Source organism: Bacillus sp. M13(2017) (genome assembly GCF_002218325.1).
Classification (GTDB): Bacteria; Bacillota; Bacilli; order Bacillales; family Bacillaceae_G; genus Bacillus_A; species Bacillus_A thuringiensis_K.
This window is the reverse complement of record NZ_KZ268514.1, coordinates 13,461-34,288: the sequence shown is the minus strand read 5'-3', so window position 1 is coordinate 34,288 and position 20,828 is coordinate 13,461. Positions and strand designations below refer to the sequence as shown.

Genomic DNA, 20,828 nt, shown 5'->3' with positions numbered 1-20,828 from the left:
CCATTCATAATCTATTTTTCATGTTCAAAACAAAAATCCCATTCAAATACACATTACTGAATCCATCATACTAACTGATTTCTTCATTCTGTCTATCTAAATGGGATTATTTTTCGTTTTTTACTCTACTGGCTGTTGTGGCTGTACTACTTCATTCGCTCCAGCTACCCTCAACATATTTACAATATCTTTAAAACCTCTTTTTTCAGCGTATTGCAGTGGCGTCAGATGTTCCTTGTTAGCCATGTTTACATCTGCACCGTGATCAATAAGCAATTGAATTACTTTCTTATGGTTTTCACTACCATTTCCTAATACAATTGCTTCTAATAACGCTGTTCCACCACGTTCATTTTTATAATTCACATCAATATCTGTATGCTCTAATAATTCTTTAACAACCTCTACATGGCCACGCTCAGATGCAGAAATAAGTGCTGTCCCACCTGACCTAGTCGTTTCTTTCGTATTAACTCCTGCATTAATTAATACTTTTACAATATCCGTATATCCTTCTCTACTTGCATAAAGAAGTGGATTACTTTTTTTCTCATCTTTAATTTCAATATTAGCACCTGCACCAATTAATGCCTTAACTGTCTCTACATGATTTTGGTACGTGGCTGCAAGAACAGGCGTTTCTCCGTTGTCACCTTCTACGTTTATATTCGCTCCATCCTGAATCAACTTCATAGTTGTCTCTGTGTCTCCAAGAGTAGCTGAAAGTAACAACTGTTTGTCCATTAAATTTATACTTTTCTCTTCTTTAGATTCTTCCTGTTCTTTATGCTTCTCTTTTTTCTTTTCATTTTTCACATGAACCGGTCTCGATTCTGGTTCTTCTTGCTTATCGCAAGCCACTACCGTCATTAAAAGTCCTAATAAAATACATAATAAAATTTTTTGTTTTCTCACAACTACAGCTCCTATGAAAGATAATGTTTTCTTAACCATTCCTCCATCACATACAATAACTCTTCTTGAGTACATTTATCCATAAGCCCTTTAGATTCCTTCTTTAAACGGATTATCTTAAGCTTATACTATGTTTCTCAACCTATTGAAATGATACGCCTGATGGCCCCATCATTAACATTATGAAGCAATTAGTTTAGCACGTTTTTACCGCATTTGTATACATTTCTAAAAAGTACATAAAGTGAAACTTTAATTAGTGGGGATTTTGTTCATCCACCACTAATTATTAGCCCACACCAGTCGGGCTTTTACGGGCAGCCCGACTCCACCTCACTTCTTTGCTTTCACTAAATTTTGAGGTGGAGATCTTACTGCCCGTTAATGCGGGATAAATGATTGCTTTAGGTTACTATATTCCATTGTAACCGTTCTTCTAAAAATTTTACACCTTTTCTATATTTGCACCTGAGTAATAATAGAAAAAGACAACTATATAGTTGTCTTTTTCTATTATTAATGATGTCCACCATGATTTCCTGCTTTCGGTTTCCCCATCATCTCTTTATTCATTTCCCATTTATGCTCTGCTAGCTCTTTATACGAAAGAACTTTCCCCTTATAGTTAGATACAAAGCTCTCTGCATCTTTTTTATTTTTAAATGAAATGACATTATAAGCCATCGGTGTCGTTATTGTTTTATCATATACGTAAGTAGCGTCTTCTAACAAAATCCAATCTTTCGAATCATAATCTCGGACAAATTTCTCTTTCGTCTTTTCATCTGAGTTAATCTCCATCCATTTATACATACAACCGATATCATCAAACTTTAACGCTTTTCCATTTTCTAAAATAATTTCTGTTGCAAATTGATTATCTGTTACCCCAATTTGGCAAATATCACATTTATCATGTTTCTCATCAATGGCAACAGCTGCTGTTTCCTTTTTCCCACACCCGACTACCATAAATACGAAACATAAACATATAGCAAGTACGACATATTTTACTTTCATCAATATCCCTCCCTAGAAACCGTATACTCCACGAAAAGAATACCAAAAGGTTGTGTGAGATTTGTGAAAAAACAATGTGCTTTTTGTAATATAGGAAACAAACAAAGATGTGTAGTTATTTCTACACATCTCTCATCACTCGCAACCTGTAATTAACAAATCATCTTCTAACTTAACTAATAATGTATCCGCACTAATTTCCTGTCCAACTTCTACATTTACCAATCTTATATTTCCACTAATCCCGACTGCGATTTTTTTAAGCTCACCGTCATTTTTTCGGATCATCAGTAATTTTTCCCATTCATATACGTAAGAAGATTCATTAATAAAAATCTCCTCTACTTTTCCTTCATAAGAGCTATAAATCTCTTCAATTCTCGTTTTCATATAACATCTACTCCCTATTTCACACTTCACTATTTTCATCTTATTCTACCATTCTTACGAGGAGCAGCTTACTTTTTAAAAATTCAAATTAACTACCGTGAACAAAATGAACAAAATAAAAATTATGCTTCTAATGATGTTATTTTTCAAATTATTTACCATTTGAATAGATGCTTTTATTATAAATAAAAAACCTTTTTCTGAATTTTTATTCTATTTTGAAAGCGCAATCATTCTTTAGAGGGGGAAATTACATGTTAGCACTACTTGGATTTGCGATGGTATTTGTCTTTATGTTTTTAATTATGACGAAACGTATGTCAGCGCTAGTAGCATTAATATTAATTCCGAGTGTTTTTGCATTAATTGGCGGATTCTATGCCAATATGGGGCCTATGATGTTAGAGGGGATTCAAAAGTTAGCACCTACTGGTATTATGCTTATGTTCGCTATTTTATATTTTGGGATTATGATTGATAGCGGTTTATTCGATCCTGTCATTAGTAAGATTTTAAAATTTGTAAAAGGAGATCCTTTAAAAATCGTTATCGGAACGGCTATATTGACTATTATCGTTTCTCTAGATGGTGACGGTACAACAACATACATGATTACAGTTTCCGCAATGTATCCACTATATAAGCGCCTTGGAATGAACCCCCTCATATTAGCTGGAGTTGTTATGTTAGGGGCGGGGGTAACAAATCTTACACCTTGGGGTGGACCCACAGCTCGTGTTATGAGCGCACTTGGACTTGAGGCTTCCGAATTATTTACACCTCTTATTCCAGGAATGATTGCTGGTGCAATTTGGGTTGTTTTCGTTGCCTACTATCTTGGAAAAAAAGAAAGAAAACGTTTAGGAATTATGGATGTACAGTATTTAAAACAAATGCAAACAATGGATGAGCAAGCTGCAACTGTCGAAGCCGCAGTGCATAAACGTCCTAAACTTCTATGGATTAACTTTTTATTAACCGCTACATTACTTGTCTGTCTCATACTAGAAGTTATGCCGTTACCTGTTTTATTTACAATCGCTTTTGCTATTGCTGTTATGATTAACTATCCAAACTTAGAACAACAGAAAGAACGTATTGCTTCTCATGCAGGGAATGTATTAGCAGTTGTTTCTCTCGTATTTGCTGCCGGTATTTTCACTGGTATTTTATCTGGAACAAAAATGGTAGATGCCATGGCTAACAGTGTAGTAACTCTTATACCAGATGCACTTGGACCACAATTGCCAATTATTACAGCACTTCTCAGTATGCCATTCACATTTTTCATGTCCAATGATGCATTTTACTTTGGGGTATTGCCTATTTTAACGAAGGCTGCTGCTACTTACGGAATTAGTGCAGCTGAAATGGGACGCGCTTCCTTACTTGGGCAACCCGTTCACTTATTAAGTCCTCTTGTCGCTTCCACTTATTTATTGGTCGGAATGGCCAAAGTTGATTTCGGTGAACATCAACGCTTCACTTTATTGTGGGCCGTTGGAACGACAATGGTTATGTTAATTACCGGTATTGTAATTGGGATTATTCCAATATAAGATGCAAAAAAACAGTAGAAGAAATAAAATCCTCTACTGTTTTTTATTATGAAGAAGTAAGAAAATAACGCCTCTCCGGTCTCCCAACACTTCCATATATTAGCTCTGCGTGGACTTTCTTCCCAGATATCAAATACTCTAAATAGCGCCTTGCAGTTGATCGACTTACGCCTACCATTGAACTTAGTACCTCTGCTGTAATCCCTTCTTCATTAACTGTTAACATATGTTTTTTTATTTTTGCTAAAGTTAAGGGGTCTATCCCTTTCGGGGCATATTCCATTTCATTTCCCTTTACGCCTCTTTGAGACCATAAATGTTCTATTTGTTCTGTAGATAATTGATTATTTTTCTTCAGCTGCATAATCTTTTTTTGATAACTTTCCAAACTCGCCTTAAATCGATCAAACATTAGTGGCTTTACGATATAATCTGTTACTCCGCCCCGCAGGGCGTGCCTCACTACATCTGTTTCCGATGCCGCTGTAATCATAATGATATCTGTATCGTGCAAATGATTCCTAATATATGTGACAAGTTCCGTTCCTTGCATATCAGGTAAGTACACATCTAATAACACGAGCTGTGGCTTCACAAGCTCTAGCCATTCTTTCGCTTGTTCTCCAGTCGTTGCCGTTCCAATTACTTTAAATCCCTCAATTTTTTCAGTAAAACGACGATGAATGTCAGCAATCCGAATATCATCTTCTACAATTAATACTTCAATCTCCTCACCCATTACTATTCGCCTCTCTCTTTCGGTAGTGCAATAATAAATAACGCACCACCTAAATCCCCTTTTTCAATTGCAATACTTCCATTTAAATCTTCTACTAACTCTTTCACTTTTGCTAATCCATATCCTCGCTCTCCTCCTTCTTTCGTCGAAAAGCCTTTATAGAATATGCTAGTAATTATTTCATCATGAATCCCTTGCCCTGAATCTTCCACTTCAATTACTATTTCTTCTCCAATATCAGTTACAAACATCCTTACTGTCTTATCATTCTCTTCATTTTTTTCAATTGCTTCAAATGCATTCGTAATTAAATTTCCTAAAATAGAAACGACATAATTACTCTCAATATGTGGACTTAATTTGTCTAAACCACTTTCTCTATCTAGCATAAAATCAATCTTCAACTCTCGTGCTCTATTATAAAATCCAATTAAAATTCCACCTAGCCATGGATTTTGAATCCGCTTCATAATAAATTGAACAAAATCTTGATATACCGCTGTTTCCTTATGAATAAGCTCTAAAGCATCTTCGTATGATTCTAATTGGATAAGACCTGAAAGCGTATACAATAAATTGTTATATTCGTGCGCTTGCGCTCGTAATGCCTCTGTATATTGCTTCGTCTGAGATAATTCTGCTGTTAACTGATCCAGTTCAGATTTCAAACGTAAGCTCGATACAACGCCAGTTACTTTATTCTTTACTTTAATAGGTAGACGGTTCGCAATAACAGCCTGTCCTTTTATATTTAATTGGCGATCAAACTGTTCTTCACCAGTTTGAAGTACATCTAGTATCGTTGAATTAGGAATTACATTTAAAATAAATTCCCCAATAATATTTTGTTGTTTATCTAGCGAAAGAATATCATAGGCTGCTTGATTGACTAAACTAATCATGCCATTTTTATCGATTACAATAATCCCTTCACGTACAGATTGAATCACTGTACTATGCTCTTCATATAAAGATGAAATTTCTTCTGGTTCCATACCGAACATCATTCTTTTTATACTTGCCGCTAAATATATAGAGCCGATTACTCCAATTAATAGCCCTATTATTGTAATCCAAAATACACGCTTTCCATACACCTCTACCGCTCCATGAATATCATCCATTGAAAATCCAACAGACACCACACCAATGATTTCATTTTCCTGATTACGGATTGGAACTTTTCCACGTAATGAAGGGCCTAATGATCCAGTTGCTTTCGAAACATATGATTTTCCTTCTAATAAAACACCTTTGTTATCTCCACCAATCATCGCTTCTCCTATTTTATCTCGCTCAGGATGCGCATATCGAATCCCCTCTTTATTTCCAACTACAATGAAGTCAGCCTCTGTATCCATTCGAATTCTTTCTGCAATCGGCTGAATGATAGAAGCTGGGTTTTCTTTTTGAAAAGCTTCCTTTATTTCAGGTATAGCAGCAACTGTTTTCGCAACATGCAAAGCTCGTTTCCCAATTTGCTCTTCTACCGTTTCAGATAATATGTAATAAAATAAATAACTCGTTAGCATAAGTACAACTAAAATAAGTGTACTTATAGTTAATGTAATTCTCGGTTGGAGTTTTAATTTTTTAAATTTCAAAACCATTCCCCTAACATGATTAAAGATGGAATTTAAAGAATATACAGTCTCTTTAATTATACTTAATCATAACACGGTTACTCTATATTTCTTTCTTTTTCTCTTCATAAAAAAAGAAACGAAGTAAAATTATTACCTCGTTTCTTAATATTTGTTATTACACTTTAAACTTACTAATCATCTCTTGTAATTCTTCTGCCATTTGTGATAAATGGACTGCTGCTGCATTTATTTCATCTACTGAAGCTAATTGTTCCTCAGAGGAACCAGCAATATTTTGAACACTTGCTGCATTTTCTTCAATCGTAGCTGCAATTTCATTAATAGATGCACTTACTTGCTTTGCATCTACCGTCATTTGTTTTGCTACATCTACCATGCTATCAATTTGTACAACTGTATCATTTGTAGACTTCAATATTTCGGCAAAGCTTTGCTTCGTTTCATTTGCAACTACAAGTCCTGATTGTACTTCTGTTCCAACTTGATTCATAGAGCTTACTGTTTCTTTTATATCAAATTGAATCTCTTTCACTAGTTTCCCAATTTCCGTAGAAGACTGTCCTGATTGTTCTGCTAGTTTTCGCACTTCATCTGCTACAATTGCAAATCCTCTTCCTTGCTCTCCAGCTCTCGCAGCCTCAATTGCCGCATTTAACGCTAATAAATTTGTCTGTTCTGCAATATGTTGAATCACTTCGAGGATTGCTCCAATTTGTTTCGACTTATCGTCTAATAAACCAATGATTTTGTCTGACTGTGAAACAGACTCATGAATTAATTGCATTTGATTCACTGTTTGTTCAACTAACTTCCCACCATTTTCAGCTTTTTTCTTCGTATACATAGAGGCTGTAGATACTAATGAAGAACTATCTGCAACACGCTGAATTCCTTCTGTAACTTCTTCTAACAATGTTGCTCCTTCTTCAACTTCTTTCGTTTGTATTTCTGCACTACTTGATACTTGCTCTATCGCCTGTGTAATTTGTTCCGTTGCTTCGCTTGTCTGCTTCATACTAGCTGTTAATTCTTCTGAAGATGCCGCTACATGACTTGCTGAAGTGTTTATATTGGAAATGACACTTTGTAACGATGCAGCCATCTCGTTAAAACTTTCTCCTAGCTGTCCAATTTCATCTTTAGAATGAACTGTAATTGATTCTGTTAAATCACCTTCACTAATCTTCTTCGATGATATGACAAGTTGTTTTAACGGTTTAATAATAGACGCAATTATGAAGTAAATTACAATCCCACCGATTATTAGTGAAATTCCAAGAACAGTTATTGTTTTATAGAAAATAGGTTCAGCCGCTTGGATAATTTCTTTGGAAGGCATAATTCCTGCTATTTTCCATCCAGTTTTCTTATTCGTTTTAAAAGTGATATTGCGATCTTCACCATCTAATGAATAATGAACATCCCCAGCTTCCTGTTTATACAATTCTTTACTAAGTTTCTCTTCTAATTTCTCTCCTGGCTTCAGTGTCGGGTGCGCTACTACATTTTTATCTTGATCAAATATTGCTACATACCCTTCCTTACCGATATTAACCATCTTGGAAGTAGTAACAATATCATTAATGATTAAGTCAATCCCAAGAACGCCACTTTTATCCTCGTTTTGTTTTGCTAGTGTAATAACAATATTCCCTGTCGTTTTTGACTTATATGGAGGAGTTACAATTACTTCTCCGCTTTTCTTCACAGCCTCTTTATACCAATCTCTTTCTGTAGGGTTATATCCATCTGGCATCTGAATAGCTGGTGATTGAATGAACTGTCCATTACTAGATCCTGTATAGATTGCTTCCATTTCTGGATGCAGTTTATTGTATTCTTCTAGTTTATTTTGTATGTTTTGAATTTGATCTGCTTGGTAACTTGATTGTGTGAATAATTTCGTAAAATAAGTTGCATCTACTTTTTTACTATCCAATTCTTTATTAATTACATTATCCAAAATTTTTATATTATCTTTAGCCGAGTTTAAAATCGTTTCATTAAAATTCGTCTTCGCCTGTTGATAAGACGTCCAACCAATTACAATACTTGGAAGAATTAAAATAATAATAAATGATACAAGTAACTTTGTTTTTAAACTACTACTCCTTAATTTCCCTTGAAACATACTTCTACCCCTCCATGCCGTTTTAAATGCAATTAATTAACATTTAATCTTTCTATAAAAATAATACGATTTAAATGCATCGATGAGACTCTCTATTTTTTCTACATCATAAAGAATCGATACATATCTTTTTCATTCTATATAAATTAAATAATTAAAACAATGTATAAAAATGTATATTATTCGAAATATTATAATTCATGGAAGAACCTCTAGTATTTCACTTACTAGAGGTTCTTTCCACCTTACTATTCTTTATCTTTTTCTACTTCTTTTTTCTCATCTTCTACTACAGATACAACAGGTTTATCGCTTGACAATTGTTGTACCGCTCCTTTTCCTGCAAATCCTTCTAATAGCTCTTTTAAGTCAATTCCAGAAGAAGCTTTTAACGTTTCTTGCATCGTTGCCATTAAATCAGTCGCATAACCTGCAACTTTTCCGGCCCCGCTATTTTTACCACCGCCGCCTGTATCGACAACTGTGATTTTATCAATGTTACTAAGCGGACTTGCAACTTCCTTCGCATAACTTGGAAGCATTTTAAGAACCATATCCATAATTGCTGCTTGACCATATAATTCAAATGCTTCGGCAATTTTTTGTTTCGCTTCTGCTTCTGCTAAACCTTTTAATCTAATAACATCTGCTTCCGCCGTACCTTGTGCTTTTTGTACTTCCGCTTTTGCTTGACCTTGCGCTTTTTCGATTTCCGCCTTCGCTAAACCTTCTACACGTACTTCTTCCGCACGAGCTCTCGCTTCAGCTTCAATCTTATATTGATCCGCATCTGCCTTTTTAATTTGTTTTACTTTTTCTGCTTCCGCTGATTGCTCAACAGCATAGCGATCTGCATCTGCTTTTTTCTTAACTTCTGCATCGTATTGCTTTTCACGACGCGCAATCTCTTTTTCTTCTAACTCGATTTGCTTTTCACGCTCAATGATTTTAACGCGCATTTGCTCTTCTGTAACACCTTGTTGTGCTTTCGCTTGTTGTAATTCGTAAGAAAGATCCGCATCTGCACGTGCTTGCTCTTGTTCCCTCTTATAGGACTGTACTTTTAATTCTTTATGTTTTTCAGCTTCAGCGATTTGTGCATCACGTTGATATTCTGCTTCTTTTGCCTCTTTTTCAGCACGTGCTTTTTCAATACGTGCTTCTTTTTCACGCTCTGCGTTCGCAATTGTTGCATCACGCTTAACGGTAGCAATTTGCGGCTGACCAAGCGCATCTAAGTATCCGTTTTTATCCATTATTTCTTTAATTGTGAAAGAAACAATGCGAAGTCCCATCTTCTTTAAATCTGTAGAAGCTACTTCATGTACCTTTTGAGCAAATTGCTCTCTATTACTATACGCATCTTCTACTGTCATAGAAGATAAGATTGCACGTAAGTGACCTTCTAAAACCTCTTTTGCTTCTACTTTTAACTCTTCCGTTTCTTTTCCTAAATATTGCTCAGCTGCAGTAGATACTTCTTCAATTGTAGAACCTACTTTAATAATAGAAACACCATTTACTGTAACTGGAACACCTTGCTTCGTATACGTATCGCGTGTACCAACTTCTAATTTGTAGTTTAATAGGCTTAAAGGTTCTGCTCTTTGCATAATTGGAACTACGAAAGTACCGCCCCCGCGGATAATCTTAATCTTCTTTCCATCATCAGTGGTAACAACATTCTTTCCTCCACCAAGCCAGTTCCCTGTAACAATTAACGCTTCATCTGGACCAACCGTACGATACTTCGTAATGAATACTAAAATGAGTAGAATTAAAATTGCCAGTAAAACTCCACCGATAATTAATGGAATCGTCATGTAAATTCCCCCTTATAATTTTGGTTTCTTTAAAGAATAAGCGATGTTTTGTACAAGTAAAACACCATCTTGGACTCCCTCGATAATAACCTCTGTTCCTTGCGAAATATCTTTTTTCCCAACTGTTTTAGCTGGGATTGCATTACTTCCAAATTGGGATGAAATTAATACTTCACCAAATCCTTCTGTAGGAATTGTCGTAATGACTTCTCCTTTGCAACCGATAAATTCATCCATACGTTGTACGGTATTTTGTTCTGCTTCTGCAATCGGTTTTAAAATTAGTATTTTCATGATGAAAACACCGATAAAAGATATAGCAAATGCAGCCCCGAAAATAGTAATACTATTAAAGGAAAATAAGTACTCTCCTATATAACTAAGCCCACATAACATGGCGAAGAAACTAAGTAATAAAGTAACAACGGATACAGATCCGCCCCCAAAACTAAATATGGATTCAAATATATCTCCAAAGAAGATATAAATAACAGTGAGTATAGTAGCAATAATAAATCCATATAAATAAATTGTTTCAAGTGGATAACCAAACAAGACCATTTCTTATCCCCCTTTCTTAAACAATCCCTTTTTTGTTATGTGTATGCCCCACCTCTTTCAAAGATTATAGTTCTTAATTTTCAGTTATTTAACTTTTAAAGAAAAGCCTGTAAGACAGGCCCCTAAAAAAGAACAGGAGAAACCTATTGTGACAGGCTCCTCCTAGAAAATAACCGATATATTATATATCTATATAATATACTATTTTCCACAAAAAGTAAAGTTAAACATACATTGGAAAAGCACTTATTTTCCCCCGCGTTAACGGGCAGTAAGACTCCCACTGATTAAAGTTCACTTTACTGATAATGAGTACGTTCCATCGCCATTATCATATTTATATACATACAAGTAATACTTGCCTGGTTTTGCATTAAATTTCGCTTCTATATGATTCCCATTGGCTTGACCGTAAGCTGCATAATTTTGCATATCTGATTCATGGTGAAGTACCCATGTCATCCCAATTCCATACTCATTTAAAACAGAAATGTCGATATCTTTCGCTGATGCTACATTAAATGTATAAACATCAGTGTGGTCCCCGCCAATAAGACTGCCTTTTATCGTACTATTTAGCCCGATACGATTTGCTTCTTCTGGACGATTATTTGGTTCTGATTCTGTTAAACTTCCATCTTTAATCGTAACAGTTGTTTCGCTTCTGCTCTCTTTGCCTTTATCATCTTTTACTCTTAACGATACTTTATAAGAACCTTCTCTTTCATATACATGTACTGGATTCACTTCTGCACTTGTGCTTCCATCTCCAAATTCCCATAAATAAGAAACAATTTTTCCATCTTCATCGTTTGAGTCATCACTTTTAAATTGAATTCCCTCTTTTACAAGACCGCTATAAGGGCCATTTATATTAACCGTTGGAGCTTTATTTTCTCCATCATCTTTTGCGATTCCATGGAAGACTACATCATATTCATATTCAAATTCATTTGAACTATTCACACGATAATTGACGAAGTATGCTGTAACAGTTTTGTAGCCACTCCATTCTTTTTGCGCCAATTGTTCTAAAGATTCATTTACTCTTTTACTCATTGCTTTCCAATCTTCTGACTCACCTTTTGTTACATTACCTGTAAATGTGCCTTCTAGTGTAAATGTATTAAAGAATTGAGAGCTATGTTTTGTCATTTTTGCATCTTTCATAGGCAACGTATCACTAATTTCTTTTTTCACTTCAGTTAACGATTTCGGTGCATGTTCAGCTAAATAATCATCTGCTACTTCCGGTACATTATATTTATCTTGATTATCAATTAACTGCTGCATATACTCTTGATACTCTTTATTTAACTTAGGATCTTTACTTAGATTTTCACGATATGCATCATAATTTTTCACGTCATTCGCACGAATCAAATCTTGAATTTTATCAAACGTTCCAAACTGATGCGTATATAAGTAAGACTGCAATGCGAACGAGTAATTATAGAAATCCCAAGAACCGTATTTAGCAAATAGTGTACGCTCTGCGGTATAACGGCTTGCAGGATCAGATGATAATCCGCTAATTATACTCTTTCTTGGTACAACGTTATTCGTACGAGTAGATCCTGCGAAAAACTCTGCATTTCCTTCTTGGAACCAAGTTAGCCTTTCATTTTGATACATATCTCCTCTTCCAAATAAACCAGGAACTTCATATCTCCCTTGCAGATAATGAGTAAATTCATGACGGAATAACTCTTCTAAACTATAAATACTTTGCTCCGGTGTACGCTCATATGTAAAGAATGTACCTGTCTCTTCAATATAAATTCCACCGTTGTTTGTTTCATATCCATACAATTGTCTATTTAACTGATATTCATCTGGACTATTATAAATTACGATCGTTAATACATCATCCGCATTTCCTGGCTCTAACGCTTTGTCATTTCCAATTACACGGTGATACTGTGCCTTTACTTCCTTCGCAGCCCAATATAGTCTCTTAATTTTTTCTTCTGATACTTTATCTCCTGTTTTGAACACAATTGATCCATCGTCGAATGTATACGTTTTTGGTAAGTATTGCTCTTTTCCTTCTTTACGTATTTTCTCTAAATCTACTGTATTCCCGCTATAATCTTTACCATTATAATTTGTTGTAATTTGTTCTACCGCAACAAAATACGGTTCACTTAAGCGCGGGTACATATGCATTGCTTGTGTAACAACCTCTAATCCTTTATTTGGATTACTATGAAACTTCCCTAAACGGCTAGCAAAATAAATGCCATTATTAACAAGCCATTTATTTTCTGGCGTTACTTCATTTAGAAGAGCAATACGATTTATTTCATTAATAAACCCATCTACTTTTCCATACCACATCGTTTCATTCGCTTCTTTACGAGCTTCAGTTAAGTACGACTGTATATCATAGTCAATACCTTGCATGATATCGTATATTGCTTGTCCCTTCATTCGATCATTTACATAAGTAGTATAATTATCATTGTATTGCTTTAAAATATTCGATGCGTATTGAACCGTTTCAACATCGCTTGAAGCATTACTAATTAATTTACCGTATGCAGATACGACTGTATCTTGTTCAACTGTACCAAGCTTAAAGTTTGGATTGTTTGCGATTGCTTTTAAAGCAGGTAAACATTTATCCTGAAAGCTTCTTTCATTTAAGTCGCTTAATTCACTATTATAAAATGCAAGATAAAAAGCTGAACGCAGCACTTCAGTAAACGTTTGAATTCCTTTTGAATCATCTTTTGTAAATGTACTACCTCTATGAGCTAATTCATCTATAATGACTTGCATTTTTCCTTTATCTTTATAAAAAGCCTTTGCATCTTCATTAAACTGGAATAAGTCTGTAATTTGGTGCCACTTAATACTGCCTAACGTTTCAACTAATTCTTGATCATTCATTTTGTTTAAATCAGCCATTGAATAGCTTTCTTTAACTTGCTTTACTGCAGTTTTCTTCGTAATAGATGCTGGTCGCTGTGAAAAATCTCCTACTTTTAAACGTTCTTGAAATGATAAAGTTTCATCAACTTTTGAAATATGCCCAACTTCATCTACCGACTTTTCAATTCCAACCGGTTTCGTTTTCAACACGTTATACGGTACTTTTTCTTCCGCTGCTGCATGAGTTTGAAGTGCGCCTAACGATAAAGCCATTGTACTAATGCTAAGCATCACTTTATTGATCTTTGATTTCTTGTTCATATCCTTGCCCCCTATTTTAATATTCCATTCAAGAATTTAACATAAAATATGGATATAACAATATAAAATGCAATATTTCATATTATTTCTTCCTATAATTTGTACATATCGTGAACACATTGCTCTTTACCTCCCTAAAATAAATTGCATCCTTTCACATTATAAAAAGGGAATTTTTTGACAATTAAAAACTTAATTGTTATGATTATTATAATTGTTAACTTTATTAAATAAGGGTGGGATTCTATGATAAAAAAAGAAAACAGTGTATTTTATATCTCCTTCTTGCTAACAACATTATTCATTATATGGGGAATTACCCCAGCAAGTTGGATACAAGGCTACGATTTACAAAGTGTTACATCTTCTTTAAACTCATTTATTCTCAATAAATTTGGATGGTTTTACTCTCTACTTATGACTACAATGATTATTTTGGCTGCTTATTTAGCATTTTCTAAGTACGGTTCTATTCGTCTTGGTAAAGATGGAGAAAAGCCAAAATATAATTATCCATCTTGGCTATCCATGTTGTTTGGGGCAGGAATGGGAATTGGACTCCTTTTTTATGGAATCGCTGAACCGATTTCACATTTTACAGATCCATTAACAGGAAAAGCAGGTACAGAAGAAAGCGCCAAACTCGCTATGCAATATTCATTTTTCCACTGGGGACTCTTTCCGTGGTCACTATACGCAATGGTCGCTTTAACAATTGCATATTTCACATTCCGCAAACAAAAAGGTAGCACTATCGGGGCTACAGTTACTCCATTATTTAATCGATCGAAAAATTCCCGTATCGGAAAAACAGTTGATATTTTAGCTGTTTTAGCTACAGTATTTGGCATTGTACCATCTGTTGGGATTGGTGCTCAACAAATTGCTGGGGGATTAAGCTATTTATTCCCTTCTATTCATAACACTTTACTTACTCAGCTCGTACTTATAGCTATCTTCGCCGCTTTATATTTAACAAGTGCACAAACCGGCTTAGATCGTGGGATTAAATATTTGAGTAACTTGAATTTCTCTCTTGCAGGTATTTTACTCGTCTCTTTCTTACTTTTAGGACCAACTGTATTTATTATGAAATACTTTACCTCTACACTCGGTTCTTATATCGGGGCTTTACCTAGTATGGGATTAAATTTAGGAGCATTTAATGAAAAATCCTCTTCTTGGATTGAAAACTGGACTATTTTCTATTGGGGATGGTGGATCTCTTGGTCTCCATTTGTCGGTACATTTATCGCCCGTATTTCTAAAGGACGCACAATAAAAGAATTTATTTTTGGAGTTGTATTAGTCCCGACTCTTATCTGTACATTTTGGTTTGCAGTATTTGGTGGTACCGCAATCCATATGGAAATGTTCCAATCGCTTGGAATAGCTGATGAAATTGCAAAAAATGGTACAGAGATTGGATTATTTGCTGTTATTTCACATCTACCATTCTCTACATTTTTAACGATTATCGGGTTAATTTTAGTAGCCACATTTTTCGTTACTTCTGCCGACTCGGCAACATTTGTTGTTTCAATGCAAACGAGTAACGGAAGCTTATCACCGAAAAATAGTTTAAAACTTATATGGGGATTAACAATCGCGATAATTGCCGCTATTTTATTACAAGCTGGAGGATTAAATGCACTACAAATTGCAGCTATAATCGCAGCACTACCATTTTCTATCGTAGTCGTTCTTATGGTTGCTTCGCTCTTTAAAGAGCTACGAAAAGAAGATGTTAATTTGCAAACGAAAGAAGTGCCGAAAAAAATAAAAAAGGTTATGTAACGATTGGCGCCTCAAATCACTTCTAAATCCGTAATAAAACCCATTCATATGAAATATCATTTTCATATGAATGGGTTTTTCACTCTATTATATAGTGTTGTAAACATGCTTTTTCCTCAAAACCTACTTTCTTGTACAATTTCATCGCATGATCATTATTCGTATTCAAACATAGTACTATCTCTCTCATCCCTTGGAAAGAGAAAATATACTGAATTGCAACTTGTAATAACTGCTCTCCGACACCTTTTCCATTTATATCCCCCTTAAAAAAGACATTATCATAAGCCTATTTCAAAATGAAACTGCCATGATAATGTCTTCTCAAAAACTTATACAATTATTTTACAATATAATAAGATAACACGTTATTTATTTCTTAAATAATCTCTTTCTAAATACAAACATACTCAGTGCTGAAAGAACTAATGCTACGCCTGAAAGTAACTTTGATGTATTCGCTTGTCCACCTGTTGCTCCTAATGATTTCTTACTTTCTTCCTGTTTATTAGCAACTGGTTTATTTTCTTTCATAACTTGATGATTCATGTTTTGTTCTTGGACTACTTCGGATGGATTTACTGCTTCTTTTGAACCTTCAATTTCTTTTCCTGTTTCTTTCCCCTTCGCTTTCGACTCTTCAACTCCTGTTGTTAGCTCGTCCACTTCTTCTTTTGGCTCTTCAACTTCTTTTGCCGGTTCTTTCACTTCTTCTTTTGTTTCTTCAACTTCTTTTACCGGTTCTTTCACTTCTTCTTTTGTTTCTTCAACTTCTTTTACCGGTTCTTTCACTTCTTCTTTTGTTTCTTCAACTTCTTTTACCGGTTCTTTCACTTCTTCTTTTGTTTCTTCAACTTCTTTTACCGGTTCTTTCACTTCTTCTTTTGTTTCTTCAACTTCTTTTACCGGTTCCTTCACTTCTTCTTTTGTTTCTTCAACTTCTTTTACCGGTTCCTTCACTTCTTCTTTTGTTTCTTCAACTTCTTTTACCGGTTCCTTCACTTCTTCTTTTATTTCTTCAACTTCTTTTATCGGTTCTTTCACTTCTTCTTTTGTTTCTTCAACTTCTTTTACCGGTTCTTTCACTTCTTCTTTTGGTATTAATTTTTCTACTATATTCTGCATTACAATGCCACTATATAATATACCAGTCTCATAATGATCTGCATCTAAATCAAATTCATATATTTTTTCTCCTAAAGTACGCCAAATGATTCCCTCATCAGTAAGCGTTCCACCTTCACTCTTTAGTATAATCTTTTCAATTGGCTCTCCCTCTAAATCATATACAGGAATTTTCACTTCTTTATTTATTTCTGCATCATCTAAAATGACCTTTTGCCTTCTAACATCAATTGTCCCCCACTGACCTAATTGTATTAATGGCCTTACATCACGAATCTCATTTTCAGCTAATTTTAAACTAAGTAAGTCTAACATTGAGCCAAGAACCGTTACATCTTTAATACGATTATCTGTAAGATTTAACCATTGCAAATTTTTCAATAAAGATAACGGTGTTGTATCTTCAATTTGATTATGAGATACATTTACATCGTTCAATTGTTTCAAGTTTGAGATAAACTCTATATTTTTTAGGCCTACTCCTTCTATAGTGAGTTTTTCTAAATTCGTCATGTACTCTAAACCTGTTATATCTTTTATCTCTTTTCCTTTTTCTTTAAGTATCTCTACTGTTTTAATCTGTAATAAATCTTCTTTTGTTATAGGAGCGTTTAAATTCTCTCTACCTAAATTCTCTTTATTAATATGTTGTTGTAAATTTTTATCGAGAATTACATTTTGACTTTCTTTTTGTTTTTCAACTATATTCTGTATAACCGTACCATTAAATCTTATTTTACTTTCAGTAGAATTAGTATCTAGTTTAAATTCATATATTTTTTCTCCAGGACTATTCCATTTTATAAATCCGTTATTCAGAGTAGCCCCCTCACTTTTTACATTAATATTTTGAAGTGGCTCTCCTTTAAGGTTGTATACTGGGATTTTTATTTCTTCATCTACGCTTGCTTCATTTAAAAAGATTTTTTGTCTTTGAATGTCAATTGAAATTCGCTTACCTAATTCCTCAACAGGTCTTACGTCAGAAATTTCATTTGCTCCAAGATTTATCTCATGTAAATTTGTTAAGGTGCTCAGCGGCGATATATCAGAGATATAATTCTCTTCTAAATTCAGCACTTGTAAATTTCCTAATTGAGATAATGGTGATATATCTTTTATTTCACTATCAGCAATTTCTAGTTCAATAAGATTACTCATTTTACTAATAGATTCAACATTATTAATTTTATTGTTCCCTATCCATAATAGTTCCACATTATTTAATCGATCAATTCCATTAAGATCACTGATTTGATTATTTGCTAAGTATAATTGTTTCATAGTTGATAATGTAAATAATGGCTGGATATCTTTAATGTTATTACCGATTAAATCTAATGTTTTGATTTTTTTCATTTTACTTAATGGTGTAAGATCAGAAATTTTATTATCTCTTAAAAAAAGCATATTAATATTCTCTAATTGCCCAATTGAATGAATACTTTCAATTGAATTAGAAGTTAAATCAACGTACTTCAAACTTCTCAATTTCGAGATAGCTGATATATCTGTTACATTAGACTCTCGTAACGTCAACTTCTCTAAATTTGTCATATACTCTAAACCAGCTATTTCATTTATCCCTTTACCTGAATAAATGGATAATGTTTTAATTTGTAATAAATCTTTCTTTGTGATTGGCGTATCTACATTATCTCTATCTAAGTTATATTTATTAATATATTTTTGTAATTGCTTATCTAATATTACATTTCCGTTTTCATCTTGTTGCTCCTCTTTATTTTCCTTTTGTTTTTCTGAAACATTGTTTTCTAAATTTATAGCATTTACTTCAAACTGCACTTGATATTTATTATTATAGGCCATCGTTGGAATATAAATATGCATTTGCATATTATATCTTTTTCCTAGTTCTCCAACTTCAAATTGAATAACCTTCGTCCCATTTTTCTTTTTGTCTTCTGATATGACCTTTACATCATGAAACACACCAGGGGTATGAATATCCTCTGTTTTCAAGTATTGGAAAAAATCACTATCACTTAACGTTGCTGTTACAATTTTCTTTCCATTCTCAATTGTTAATTTCGGATCCTTTATATAAACAGCTGCCATAGACTCTTCATTCGTTTTATCTTTATACGCTTTAATTACAGCGTCATATGTACCATCTTCTAAACCTTGTCCAATTTTATTCGCCTCAATTGCTACTGCCGCTAAAGCAGGTGTTGAATAAACAGCAAATGGAAGTGATAACGCCGCCGCTATAATCATTGCATTTATACGTTTTCTTTTATTTTGTTTCAACTTTACATCTCCTCCGAAATATATAATTCGAAATGTAATCATTTCTCGAATAAATGATAATGATTTTCATTATCATTGTCAACTAGAGAAATAAAAAGTTTTACAAAAAAAAGAACCTCTTTAAAAGAGGTTATGCCATTTTCTCACCTGATTCTTCTCTAAAAAAGCTTTTCATCGCATGAAACACGTCTGCTTTCTGCTTTAAAATATAGTATCTAAAATTTTCATCTTTAATATTTTTATAGGCTGACATGAGTGTACTGTGGCGGTTATACTGATTCACTTCCCCATACCCAAACATATTACACTTCTTCATTAGCTCTTCAACAAGCTTTACACATCTAGCATTATCTGATGTTAAATTATCACCATCTGAAAAATGGAATGGATAAATATTATAGCGGTCTGGTGAATATTTATTATCGATAAGTTCGAGTGCTTTTTTGTATACAGAAGAACAAATCGTTCCGCCACTTTCTCCTTTTGAGAAAAACTCTTCCTCTGGAACTACTTTTGCCTCCGTATGATGGGCAATAAATTCAATATCTACTGTTTCATACTTTGTGCGTAAAAATCTTGTCATCCAGAAAAAGAAGCTACGTGCCATATATTTCTCCCATATTCCCATCGATCCACTCGTATCCATCATCGCTAACACAACAGCTTTTGAATCTGGCTTTAATACTTCATTCCAAGTGCGGAACTTTAAGTCTTCTTGGTGAATTGGATGAAAAGATGCTTTACCACTCATTGCATTTCGTTTATATGCGGATATCATTGTTCGTTTCTTATCGATATTTCCCCATAATCCTGTTTTTCTAATGTCATTAAATTCAACATGTTCAATTCGGTTTTCATCCATTTCTTTTCTCTTTAAATTAGGCAGTTCTAACTCTCTGAAAAACGCTTGCTCTAATTCTAAAATAGAGACTTCAGCTTCATAGTAATCTTCCCCAGCTGCATCTCCTGCTCCTTGCCCTTTTCCTGGCCCTTTTTGTTTTTGACCACCTGATCCATCTCTCGCAACGACATCACCAACTTTGCTGTCACCGTTTCCTTGCCCAACATGTTTATTTTTATCATAATTGTATCTAATCTTATATTCATCTAGAGAACGAATTGGTATTTTTACAACATCCTTGCCATTAGACATAACTATACTTTCTTCTGTTACAAGATCGGGTAAATTATTCTTAATTGCCTCTTGTACTTTTTCTTGATGGCGCTGTTGGTCGTCATATCCTTTGCGATGGAGGGACCAGTTTTCCTGTGAAATCGTATAATTTGGTTGATTTTCTTCGCCCATTCCTTTCCCTCCTTACTGTAATTGTCTTCCTGTATGAACAGCAATCTATAAATTTTGTTCTGTAATGTGCAAGCTAGAATGTTTGAAAGGTAACTGCCCACAGAAAATCATCCCATAAACATTTATAACGTTTTTCATACAACACCCCGAGCATCCTAAACAAAATTTTGCCACTCACATAATAGAAAGAAATATTCAGCCACTGATAAGAAAGAAACACAATGCATTGTTGCACATATTTTTACTTTGCAACATATTGTATTGTGTTGGCTTTTTTCGTATGAATGGTTGGTTACTCTATCATATGCATATTGTAAAAATAATTGACAATAAATTCATAAAATTGCATCTTAATTTATTACATTTGGACAAGGTATGACACTTTA

Annotated in this window: 13 protein-coding genes and 2 pseudogenes; 2 read left to right on the top strand and 13 right to left on the bottom strand. The window is 34.1% G+C overall.

Annotated features, from left to right (window positions below; all coding sequences use genetic code 11):
• Positions 1-120 precede the first annotated feature (120 nt).
• The 3 genes from CGQ22_RS25210 to CGQ22_RS25200 all read right to left on the bottom strand — a co-directional run bounded on the left by CGQ22_RS25210 (position 121) and on the right by CGQ22_RS25200 (position 2,325).
• The gene (locus CGQ22_RS25210) at positions 121-990 is read right to left on the bottom strand and encodes an ankyrin repeat domain-containing protein (RefSeq protein ID WP_000287343.1); all 870 of its coding nucleotides are present in this window, start codon (positions 988-990) and stop codon (positions 121-123) included.
• Positions 991-1,431: 441 nt separating this feature from the next.
• The gene (locus CGQ22_RS25205; protein ID WP_000865662.1) at positions 1,432-1,935 is read right to left on the bottom strand and encodes a nitrous oxide reductase accessory protein NosL; all 504 of its coding nucleotides are present in this window, start codon (positions 1,933-1,935) and stop codon (positions 1,432-1,434) included.
• 135 nt (positions 1,936-2,070) lie between these two features.
• Entirely contained in the window at positions 2,071-2,325 is a 255-nt protein-coding gene (locus CGQ22_RS25200; RefSeq protein WP_000857376.1) for a hypothetical protein, read from the bottom strand.
• A 254-nt stretch (positions 2,326-2,579) separates the two neighbouring features.
• On the opposite strand from CGQ22_RS25200, the gene CGQ22_RS25195 reads away from it, so the two are divergent.
• Positions 2,580-3,884 carry a CitMHS family transporter gene (locus CGQ22_RS25195; RefSeq protein WP_000880466.1) on the top strand — a complete coding sequence of 435 codons (1,305 nt, stop codon included), beginning with the start codon at positions 2,580-2,582 and terminating at the stop codon, positions 3,882-3,884.
• Between the two features lie 46 nt (positions 3,885-3,930).
• Here CGQ22_RS25195 and CGQ22_RS25190 read toward each other — a convergent pair whose 3' ends face one another.
• The 7 genes and pseudogenes from CGQ22_RS25190 to colA all read right to left on the bottom strand — a co-directional run bounded on the left by CGQ22_RS25190 (position 3,931) and on the right by colA (position 13,943).
• Positions 3,931-4,623 (bottom strand): response regulator, encoded by a 693-nt coding sequence (locus CGQ22_RS25190; RefSeq protein WP_000503469.1) that lies wholly within the window; start codon positions 4,621-4,623, stop codon positions 3,931-3,933.
• Positions 4,624-4,625: 2 nt separating this feature from the next.
• Positions 4,626-6,233, bottom strand: a complete 1,608-nt coding sequence (locus tag CGQ22_RS25185; protein ID WP_089149510.1) for an ATP-binding protein — start codon at positions 6,231-6,233, stop codon at positions 4,626-4,628.
• Between the two features lie 151 nt (positions 6,234-6,384).
• Positions 6,385-7,245: a methyl-accepting chemotaxis protein gene (locus CGQ22_RS33040; protein WP_374221656.1), complete on the bottom strand. Its 861-nt coding sequence runs from the start codon at positions 7,243-7,245 to the stop codon at positions 6,385-6,387.
• Positions 7,246-7,326: 81 nt separating this feature from the next.
• Positions 7,327-8,361 (bottom strand): annotated as a pseudogene (locus CGQ22_RS33035) (HAMP domain-containing protein); the annotation flags it as partial.
• Between the two features lie 248 nt (positions 8,362-8,609).
• The gene (locus tag CGQ22_RS25175; RefSeq protein WP_000155019.1) at positions 8,610-10,184 is read right to left on the bottom strand and encodes a flotillin family protein; all 1,575 of its coding nucleotides are present in this window, start codon (positions 10,182-10,184) and stop codon (positions 8,610-8,612) included.
• A gap of 12 nt (positions 10,185-10,196) precedes the next feature.
• Positions 10,197-10,745, bottom strand: a complete 549-nt coding sequence (locus CGQ22_RS25170; protein WP_000242447.1) for an NfeD family protein — start codon at positions 10,743-10,745, stop codon at positions 10,197-10,199.
• A gap of 294 nt (positions 10,746-11,039) precedes the next feature.
• Positions 11,040-13,943, bottom strand: coding sequence for a collagenase ColA (gene colA / locus CGQ22_RS25165; protein ID WP_089149509.1), 2,904 nt, complete (start codon positions 13,941-13,943; stop codon positions 11,040-11,042).
• Positions 13,944-14,189: 246 nt separating this feature from the next.
• Between colA and opuD the strand changes: the two genes are divergently transcribed.
• Positions 14,190-15,740 carry a glycine betaine transporter OpuD gene (gene opuD, locus CGQ22_RS25160; RefSeq protein ID WP_000591571.1) on the top strand — a complete coding sequence of 517 codons (1,551 nt, stop codon included), beginning with the start codon at positions 14,190-14,192 and terminating at the stop codon, positions 15,738-15,740.
• 79 nt (positions 15,741-15,819) lie between these two features.
• Here the strand turns inward: opuD and CGQ22_RS25155 are convergent.
• The 3 genes and pseudogenes from CGQ22_RS25155 to yhbH form a co-directional block, all read right to left on the bottom strand.
• Positions 15,820-15,990, bottom strand: a pseudogene (locus CGQ22_RS25155) (GNAT family N-acetyltransferase); the annotation flags it as partial.
• A gap of 122 nt (positions 15,991-16,112) precedes the next feature.
• The gene (locus tag CGQ22_RS25150; RefSeq protein ID WP_089149508.1) at positions 16,113-19,136 is read right to left on the bottom strand and encodes a leucine-rich repeat domain-containing protein; all 3,024 of its coding nucleotides are present in this window, start codon (positions 19,134-19,136) and stop codon (positions 16,113-16,115) included.
• Positions 19,137-19,266: 130 nt separating this feature from the next.
• Positions 19,267-20,442: a sporulation protein YhbH gene (gene yhbH / locus CGQ22_RS25145; protein WP_000503518.1), complete on the bottom strand. Its 1,176-nt coding sequence runs from the start codon at positions 20,440-20,442 to the stop codon at positions 19,267-19,269.
• Positions 20,443-20,828: the final 386 nt, after the last annotated feature.